The 705-nt window shown below is 38.4% G+C and carries 1 protein-coding gene; it reads left to right on the top strand.

The features are described from left to right. Nucleotides 1-685: integrase core domain-containing protein (locus ACERCG_RS12185; protein ID WP_373612307.1), on the top strand; the 685-nt coding region annotated here is incomplete at its 5' end. Nucleotides 686-705 lie beyond the last annotated feature (20 nt).

The following is a 705-nucleotide window of genomic DNA, read 5'->3' as shown; positions in this document are numbered from 1 at the left end:
TAAGCAAAGATTAATCGCCCTGGAAAAACTGGTTGCAGAACAAGGTATTATACTCAGTGAAGCACAGGTACAAGCCTTAGAGCGTAAGAAAGAAGATGAGATTGCCTGTGGTGAAATTGAAACAGCACACCCTGGCTATCTTGGCTCACAAGATACTTTCTATGTGGGCAACCTCAAAGGAGTGGGTCGTATTTATCAACAAACGTTTATTGATACTTACAGTAAAGTGGCGTTTGCAAAACTTTATACAATGAAGACCGCTATCAGTGCTGCGGATATACTGAATGATAAAGTGTTACCATACTTTGAAAGCCAAGGTTTACCGATGTTACGCATATTAACTGACCGAGGAAGTGAATATTGTGGCAAGGTAGAAAATCACGATTATGAGCTTTATTTAGCGATAAATGATATTGAACACAGTAAAACCAAGGTAAAACATCCGCAGACTAACGGCATCTGCGAACGGTTCCATAAAACAATCTTACAAGAATTTTACCAAGTGGCATTTAGGAAGAAAATTTATACGGATTTAACGACATTACAAGCGGATTTAGATGAGTGGTTAATGTATTATAATCACCATCGAACACATCAAGGAAAAATGTGCTGTGGCAGAACACCGATGGCAACCTTACTTGATGGAAAACGGATTTGGGTGGAAAAGAATTTAAGCTCAAATTAATCTGACAGACACGGTAATTT

Origin of the sequence: Mannheimia sp. E30BD, from assembly GCF_041807785.1 — a bacterium.
GTDB lineage: Bacteria > Pseudomonadota > Gammaproteobacteria > Enterobacterales > Pasteurellaceae > Mannheimia.
The sequence above is the reverse complement of the archived record's forward strand: the minus strand, read 5'-3'. Positions and strand labels throughout refer to the sequence as shown.